The organism is Vibrio sp. 10N.261.46.A3 (assembly GCF_041472995.1).
GTDB lineage: Bacteria > Pseudomonadota > Gammaproteobacteria > Enterobacterales > Vibrionaceae > Vibrio > Vibrio coralliirubri.
Map to the genome: position 1 here is coordinate 101,288 of NZ_JBFRRH010000074.1, position 8,675 is coordinate 109,962.

Here is an 8,675-nt window from a genome sequence, read left to right on the forward strand (position 1 = left end):
TTCACAAAAGTGGTGTGATCAATGTATTTTCTGCTTTTTGTATAAACGACTTATGTATCCTTTTTATTTGTAACCTTGCCGTAACAGCGATATTGCCTCACTCGCTCTCTATTTATCTACAGAAAACATGATAACTCTCTCACATGTTTAGCTTAAATGCTTAAAGGTTTAAGCATTAAATTTTGTTCGGGTAATCCCATAATCACAAAAGGTAAATGACCACATTGCTGACAATGTTACTCAGGTGGGAATATCCGTTGTGAAACGTTTATACACAAAGGTCGATACGAGAAATGATAAAAAAAAGCCTTTTAGCTACCTGTACCCTCATGGCTAGCATGTCTGCGTTCGCTGATGTCACAATCACCGAGCTTACCGTTAATCCACAGCTCTACCCAGTAGGGTTTGAACAACATTTACAAAGAAACTTGGACTTCTTTGTTGATGGCGTAGGTGTTGATCAAAAAGCCAAAGTTCCATACGACACGATTTTCGTCGATAAAAATGGCCAGATTGAACACGACTATTATGTCAACACAACAGAGATTGGCCTGTACCTAAATGTGCTTGTTGAAGCACATAAAAACGGCAATGCTGATGCACTAATACGTATCCATGAAACACTGGATGCGTTGGCAGGGGCTCCTACTTGGAAAGGTCTGTTCTTCTGGCCTTACGATATTGAGGGAGAGCAACTGAAACCAAACAAAGATGGCATTGTTCCCGCCGTAGATAACGCAAACTTAGCATTTGCTCTTGCTGGTGTAGCCGGCGCTTATCTTGACTCAAAGCAATCCGACGAAAAAGAAGTCGTTGCTAAGGTTGAGTCTATTCTTAAGAGCCAAACAGATGGTTGGTCAGCACTCTATGATGAAAGCCGAGGTCTGCTCTATTCTGGGTGGTCAACGAAGAAAGAAGCGCCACTATCATATCATATAGATCGTAAAGCAAATGAGAGTCGATTAGCCCCAGTCTGGGCTCACTTAATTACTCAAAACTCAGAAAATACGGTCCCGAAAACTGCGTTCAATGATATGGAGTTATATACGCAAGACTACTACCTCGATGGCAAAAAATATTCGCCTATGTTGACTTGGGATGGCGCTTATTTCCAAGGCATGCTTTCAATGATCTGGTTGGAAGAGCGAACATTGATTCCTGATTTCTCAATGATTGAAGATATGACTGAGATTCAGAAGTACCACGCGATAAAGCATCAAATTCCTTTTGTTTCTTCAGCCGCAACTGTTGACGATGGTTATGCTGCGTTCGGAGTTCCACAGTTATCAGAGTCTAAAGTCCGTTTTAATAACACAGACCTTGCAGGTGGTGAAACTGGTACGCCTCATGCGCTAGCCCTTTCTTACATGGTGAACCCATTTGAAGCTGTCAGTCTGTTAAACACAGTGATTGATTACTACCCACAACTAGAAACGCCATATGGATGGTATGACGCGATTAACGGCAAAGGTGAAACCTCGACAAAAATCTTATCTCTTGATCAAGGGATGTTCGTGGGTGCTTTCCTTTCACCTGCGATCAACAAAGATGTGCGTAAATACCTAGAAAGTAAAAATTACTACGCAGCCATCGTGGATATGTACGAGACCTTTGAACCGAATAATAAATAGAAAAGGATTTGAGTCGTGAATTTTGAAAAAGCAGTGAACATTATCAAAGCAGCAAGCATTATCCCATTCATGGCAATTGCGATTCCATCCGTTGCTTATGCTGATGAAGCGCAAGAAGAGGTGGAAGTGGGTTTGTGGAGTGACCATCAATACCGCGAGTTGATTCTGGAAACGGAGTCGGCCAAAAGTAGTAATGCGCCACCTCGAACGCGTGCACTAACGGGTATCGAATATGAACATATTGATAATGAAAACCAACCAAACGAAGAGCTTTTGCACTACATCTACGCCGATGGTTTTACGCGAGTGACAGATACCTTCAGCATGGGGTATGTATTTAAAGAGATACATCACAGTCGTGGAGGCGAAAGTACTGGATTGAGTAATTATTCAGAGCTGATTCCAAGTTTTTACTGGCGTCAAAATGACAACGTTGCATACAACCTGATGTTGTCGTACGAAAAAACGATCGGTGAATGGCATTATGACAAATACATGGCAAAACCGGGTATTGACCTGAGCTTTGGACGTCACTTTTTACACCTGAGTGCGGAGTTTGGCTACAAAGATGAAAGACAAGGCCCGGGTAGCCGTGGTGCGTTTATTGAATCTGAACCTTTGTATCTTTACCGCTTGGATAACGGCATTAATATCGGTGCAAAGGTGATCTATGTCGAGGAGCATAATGACTTCAACTACGTTGAGTTTGCCGTTAAGCCTCTAGTGCAATTTAACTTTGATAACGGCAATTACTTAGAGCTGCGTTATGAAAGAGGTACGTTAGATATGGGAACAGATCCAAGTAATCGCGACCATTATGACTATGATGTTTATGCGCTATACACCGATTTACCAATCAATGAACATTTCTCCTTATTGGCAGATATTCAGGTTAAAGATCGCCACGCAGATACGGCACCTTGGACTGGTGACCAACTAGTGTGGTTCTCCAAAGTCGGGATTGTTTGGAAGTTCTAACGAGCAACTTTAGTTACCGTGGGATTACTGATTCGCTACAAAAGACGCAAATTGGATAATCCCACACTTAACCACTTGCACTATTGTTTGGATATACCGCGAAGGAAGGTGTGACCTAAATAGTGAACGCATTTACAAATAGGAATGCAGAATCATGGCGAAAGTAACGCTACAAAATGTAAATAAAGTCTATGACAACGGCTTCCACGCTATTCACGATGTGAGTTTAGAGATCAAAGATGGTGAATTCATGGTGCTTGTTGGTCCATCTGGCTGTGCTAAATCCACGATGCTGAGAATGGTGGCGGGTTTGGAAAGCATTACCGATGGGCAGCTTGTGATTGGTGACCGAGAGTGTAATGACCTGCCGCCAAAAGACCGTGGCATCGCGATGGTATTCCAGAACTACGCTCTGTACCCGCACATGACCGCTTACGAAAACCTAGCTTTTGGTTTGGAAACGGCAAAGAAATCAAAAGCAGAAATTAAAGAACGTGTCACCAAAGCAGCCGAGCTTCTTGAAATCACGGATCTGCTAGATAGAAAGCCAAAGCAGATGTCAGGTGGTCAGCGTCAGCGTGTTGCCTTAGGGCGCGCAATGGTACGTAACCCAGATGTATTCTTGTTTGATGAGCCGCTATCCAACCTAGATGCAAAGTTGCGAGTGTCGATGCGTCGCCGAATCATTCGCCTGCATAACCAGCTTCAAGAGTCGGGTAAGCCAGCAACCATGATCTACGTAACCCATGATCAGGTTGAAGCGATGACCATGGGAGATCGTGTCTGCATCCTTAATCAAGGCCAAATCATGCAAGTCGATACACCAATGAATGTGTACCACAACCCAAAAAACAAGTTTGTTGCTGAGTTTATTGGCTCTCCAGCCATGAACATGCTTGAAGGCACTCTATTGGAACAAAGCGGAAAAGTGTGCGTTCAACTCAATGAACACACCATCGAACTGTCGCAAGCGCATCAAGATAAAGCGAAGGGGTGGGTAGGGCACCGCGTTCATCTTGGCATTCGTCCAGAGCACTTGTCGGTATCTAATCAAGCTAATCACAACACGCTACCTGCAAAAGTTGAGGCGAAAGAAGAGCTAGGGTCTGAAGTCTACTTACATGTCACCATCTTCGATAAACCGGTGGTTTGCAAATTACTCGATACAGAGCAAACACCTGATGTCGGCACTCATTGTCACATTCAACTTCAAGTCGAGAAATGCCACGTCTTTGATGACGCTTCTCAAGAAAACATCCACTACACAGAATCAAAATAAGTTTGGAGTAAAACTTTATGCACCACATTCAACCTGGATCACAAATGAGCGTTGGCAATGAAAGCCTAAACCTCACGTTCAACGCAGATGGCGTACTAGGCGCAATTCGCAGTGATCGTTTAATGGTGTCTTTGTTCGATACGCCTGACTCAGAAATGGCTATCTCGAATGTATTTCTTCGCGTTAAAGGTGAAGGCAAATTAAATGTCACACCATTACTTTTTTTTAATAACAAGATTGAAAGGTTTAAGCAGAGCGATGGTTCATTACAGTGGGTAACAACAACGGAAGACTTCGAGGCCGTTATCTCGATTAAAACTGTTGACCATGCATTTTTCTACGATGTAAATATTACGAATCTCTCTTCACAGCCACTGACTTACGACTTGATTTACGGTCAGGATGTTGGCCTCGCGGATGAAGGCGCGGTTAAAACTAATGAATTGTACTGTTCTCAATACCTAGATCATCAAATTTTTGAAAACCAGATGGGTTATGTGGTTTGTAGCCGCCAGAACTTGCCTCAATCTTCAGGCAACCCGCGCATTCAACTGGGTTCTCTTTCTCCTGTCGTTGGCTACAGCACCGATGGTTTCCAGTTCTTTGGTAAGGAGTTCAAGTTAACAGGTGAGGCCGTTGCATTAGGCGCACCTCAGCTAGAAAACCATAAATATCAATATGAGATGGGCTATATCGCGCTTCAAACTGAAGAAGTCATGCTTACAGCAGGCTCGTCTAAAGAAGTGGTTTTCTATGGTGTTATCACTCCTAATTTCCCGAAATCAAATTCAGGTGAGCCTCTGGAACTTGACGAGATTGCAGCCAAGCACGCTCAACTAACGCTGTCTGAAGAGATGGAACGTGAGCCTCTATCTTGTGTACACAAACCTAAGGGAGCCTACCTGCAGGGTAAAAAGCTGAGCAAGGAAGAGATTGCCGAGTTCTTTGGTGATACTCAGACGTTCGCCGATGTTAAAGACGGTGAGCTACTTTCATTCTTTTATGGCGACAACAAGTACGTGACCTTGCCTGAAAAAGAGAAGCATCTAGAGCGCATGACAGGCCATGTGATTGCATCGGGTAACAACCAAGATTACCAGCAATCTATTATGAGCTCGACCCACTACATTAGCGGCGTTTTCAACTCACAGCTGACGCTTGGTAATACCTCATTTAACAAACTCTTGGGTGTGTGCCGAAACCCGCTAAACCAATTCACTCATGCAGGGCAAAGAGTGTGGGTTGAAGTGGAAGGAACCTGCCGCGTATTGGGCATGCCTTCGGCTTACGAAACTGGCCAAAACTATTCGCGTTGGATCTATAAACTACTTGGCGGCTACCTAGAGATCGTTTCGTTCTCAAGTGCACAAAACCCAATGATCCAGCTGGATATCACTAAGCATGGCATCGAAGCGCCACTTTCAATCAAAGTATCACACCAACTTGTTTTCGGTAACAACGAAGGCGAAGGCTGTGTAGATATTGTAAGAGATGGCGACCTGTTCACAATGACAGGCAAAAACGAGCTGATTGAGCAATTCATGCCGCAGCTGAGCTATGGCCTTACAGTGTCAGGCATAGATGTAACGGCGGAAACGATCGGGCGTGTGGATTCTGATTCAGTGGAGTATCTGGTACTCAACGGTTCCCTTGAAAGCCGTTGTTCCATTGCGATTGGCGGAAAAACCGATGCGCTAGATACTACAGCACAATTTATGGTGTTTGAGGCGGAAAGTGATCAATACCAAAAAGGTATTCAATCCTTGACCAAAGGATTCAGTGTCGATTTCAGCGAAGATAACGGAAATAGTCAGCGTATTAATACCTGTTTGAACTGGTTCACTCACAACGCGTTGGTTCACTACTCAACGCCACACGGCTTGGAGCAATACTCTGGCGCTGCATGGGGGACGCGCGATGTGTCTCAAGGTCCATTCGAACTGTTTATGTCGATGCAGGAATACGCAAAGGCAAAAGCGGTACTAGAAGAGATCTACAGCCACCAGTATCAAGAGACGGGTACTTGGCCTCAATGGTTCATGTTTGACCAATACGCGACTATCCAACAAGAAGAAGCGCACGGTGACATCGTTGTATGGCCGCTCAAAGCTCTAGCTGATTACCTAAATACCACGGACGACATCAGTATTCTAGATGTTGAACTGCCCTACACGTTAGCAGAAGAGGGCTTTGTAAAGAGCGAAAACAACTTCACTTTAATGCACCACGTACAAACTCAAATTCAGCATATGCTTGATAACCTTGTACCGGGTACATCGCTCTCTTGCTACGGTGATGGCGACTGGGACGATACGTTACAACCAGCGAATCAATCACTGCGTGAGAACATGGTGAGTGGGTGGACAATTCCACTAACGCTACAAGCGCTTAAAGGTATGTACCAAGCACTTAAAGGCAGCGCACATCAAGACTACGCCGTTTCTTTGATGGAATTGGCAGACAAGATGGAAAGCGATTACCACCACTACTTGATTAAAGATGGTGTGATTGCTGGCTTTATCCACTTCGATCGCGATGAAGAGGGTAGCGTTAAGCAAATCGAACACTTGCTGCACCCATCGGATCAAAAAACGGGTATCAGCTACCGACTATTGCCGGCAAGCCGCTCAATCATTTCAGAAGTGTTTGACCCAGAAATGGCAAGCACTCACATGGACATCATTAAGCAAAACCTTGTTCACCCTGACGGTGTTCGCTTGATGGATAAAATGGCCGAGTACAAAGCAGGTAAGCAGAGCTACTTTAAGCGCGCAGAACTGGCAGCCAACCTTGGCCGCGAAGTCGGTCTTCAATACTGCCACGCACATATTCGATTCATCGAAGCACTGTGTAAGTTGGGCGATGCGGAAGCAGTATTCGACAACCTATACAAGATTATCCCAGTAGGTATTCAAGACCACGTGCCAAATGCCGAGCTTCGTCAGTCGAATGCGTACTTCTCAAGTTCCGATGCGAAGTTCAATGACAGACCAACGGCATACGACAACTTTGATCAAGTGAAAAACGGTGACGTTGCAGTGAAAGGCGGCTGGAGAATCTACTCAAGTGGTCCAGGTATCTACGTGAACCAACTTATCTCTAATGTATTTGGTGTTCGATTCGCGCACAACGATCTCATTCTTGATCCAGTTATCTCTCCGCGAGTTGGTCAAGCGAAGATCCACTTCGAGCTTGATGATAAGCCTGTGACCTTAGTTATCGATTTGGTTGAAGGTTCACACACTCCAAAAACTATTTCGATAAATGATGAAGTGGTGCCATTCGAACTTACTGAGAACCGCTATCGCTCTGGTGGTGCGAAGATCTCACGCGAATGGTTGCTTCAGAGATTGAGTAGTGAAGAAAACACCCTTCATATCTCCCTTTAATAATCTGTTGGGCTCAGCGATGGGCCCAACCCAAAGGCTGAGTATGAGAAAAATGCAAGGTGTGAAGAGCTGGGCTCTTAAAGGAAATAAGTGAAATGAAAGTGACCATTAAAGACGTAGCTAAAAAAGCGAATGTTTCCATCGCAACCGTTTCGTACGCAATGAATGACTGTAATCGCGTCAGTGAGAAGACGCGTCAGCATGTTCTCAATATTGCTAACGAGATGAATTATGTCGCTAACACCAATGCCAAGCAGTTGAAGCAGCGTCGTAGCTATGCCATCGGCCTGTTTTTAAACAACTGGTTTGGCCCGATTTACAGCGAGCTTGTCAAAGGTATCGAGAAGGTCTGTCACCAGCGTGGCTATGATGTCGTGGCTTGTAGCATGTATGGAAACGAAGACTCTACGGCCCACAAGTACATTCGAGATCGCGTCGTTGATGGGGCGGTGGTGTTGACCAATTCATTTGATACGGAGTTCCTAAAGTCGGTCGCGGGCCCGGATTTTCCTATGGTGGTTTTAGACCGAGAGTTAAGTGCTCCTGGCATCTACAACATCCTAATCGACAACTTTGGTGGCGCGTTCAGTGCAACCAAAGAGTTGGTGCTCAAGGGCTGCAAGGACATCTACTTCTTTACTGGACCTGACGACTCATACGATAGCAAGAAGCGACTGGATGGCTACATCTCAGCTTTGGGCTATTTCAATATGCCAGTTAAAAGCCACCATTTGATCAAAAGCGATTTCACAGAAAAAACCGCTTACAAGCAGATGAAAGAATTATTGGAACAGGGGCGGAGACCCGACGCCGTATTTGCGGCCAATGATGAGATGGCAATTGGCATTATTCGCGCAGCGAAGCGTTATGAAATAGACATCCCGAGCGAAATGAAGCTTGTCGGTTTCGACAATATAAGAATGGCAGAGTTAATGATTCCGAGTCTAACCACCGTTACCCATGAGAAAGAGGGAATGGGGGAGCTTGCAGCATCAACATTAATTAATGCGCTTGATGAAAAAGCAAAAGACTCACAAGCATTAACGATTTTGCCAACCTCATTAATTTTACGTGAAACTCTGTAGGATAGTTATGAAAAAGTGGTTGATTGGATGTGTGCTTGCGCTGAGTTCGCAAGTGTCACTCGCAGATAATACCCGTATCGAAGTCATGACCCCAGTGGGTAACTACATGGACTTTGTCCGTTCTGAGTTAGTTCCTGAGTTCAAAAAAAGATATCCCAATGTAGACGTAGTCGTATCAAACGATGAAAACCTAGAAACCCGCATGGCAGCAGGCGATGTGCCAAACCTATATGCAGGTGTATTTGGTTATCAACCAGCGAAATACGCAAAGATGGGTAAGCTCGCTTACTTAGAGCCTGTCTCTTGATCATAT

The 8,675-nt window shown here is 44.7% G+C and carries 6 protein-coding genes; all 6 read left to right on the forward strand.

The features are described 5' to 3' along the window. Window positions 1-338: 338 nt before the first annotated feature. Complete coding sequence (locus AB4484_RS18130) at window positions 339-1,631, forward strand: hypothetical protein (protein WP_231717422.1); 1,293 nt, start codon at window positions 339-341, stop codon at window positions 1,629-1,631. 15 nt (window positions 1,632-1,646) lie between these two features. Continuing rightward, complete coding sequence (locus AB4484_RS18135) at window positions 1,647-2,609, forward strand: hypothetical protein (RefSeq protein WP_372079605.1); 963 nt, start codon at window positions 1,647-1,649, stop codon at window positions 2,607-2,609. A gap of 154 nt (window positions 2,610-2,763) precedes the next feature. Beyond that, window positions 2,764-3,888: an ABC transporter ATP-binding protein gene (locus tag AB4484_RS18140; RefSeq protein WP_372079607.1), complete on the forward strand. Its 1,125-nt coding sequence runs from the start codon at window positions 2,764-2,766 to the stop codon at window positions 3,886-3,888. Between the two features lie 17 nt (window positions 3,889-3,905). Further along, entirely contained in the window at window positions 3,906-7,277 is a 3,372-nt protein-coding gene (locus AB4484_RS18145; RefSeq protein ID WP_372079609.1) for a GH36-type glycosyl hydrolase domain-containing protein, read from the forward strand. 95 nt (window positions 7,278-7,372) lie between these two features. Then, a complete protein-coding gene (locus AB4484_RS18150) occupies window positions 7,373-8,362 on the forward strand; it encodes a LacI family DNA-binding transcriptional regulator (RefSeq protein ID WP_333010468.1) in 990 nt (329 codons plus the stop codon). Between the two features lie 7 nt (window positions 8,363-8,369). Then, on the forward strand, window positions 8,370-8,669 hold the full coding sequence (locus tag AB4484_RS18155; protein WP_372079611.1) for a hypothetical protein: 300 nt from the start codon (window positions 8,370-8,372) through the stop codon (window positions 8,667-8,669). Window positions 8,670-8,675 lie beyond the last annotated feature (6 nt).

Bases quoted from the DNA above. Each gene is read 5' to 3' on its own strand.
- AB4484_RS18130 (WP_231717422.1), top strand. From the start codon at position 339: ATGTCTGCGTTCGCTGATGTCACAATCACCGAGCTTACCGTTAATCCA.
- AB4484_RS18150 (WP_333010468.1), top strand. From the start codon at position 7,373: ATGAAAGTGACCATTAAAGACGTAGCTAAAAAAGCGAATGTTTCCATC.
- AB4484_RS18145 (WP_372079609.1), top strand. From the start codon at position 3,906: ATGCACCACATTCAACCTGGATCACAAATGAGCGTTGGCAATGAAAGC.
- AB4484_RS18155 (WP_372079611.1), top strand. From the start codon at position 8,370: ATGAAAAAGTGGTTGATTGGATGTGTGCTTGCGCTGAGTTCGCAAGTG.
- AB4484_RS18140 (WP_372079607.1), top strand. From the start codon at position 2,764: ATGGCGAAAGTAACGCTACAAAATGTAAATAAAGTCTATGACAACGGC.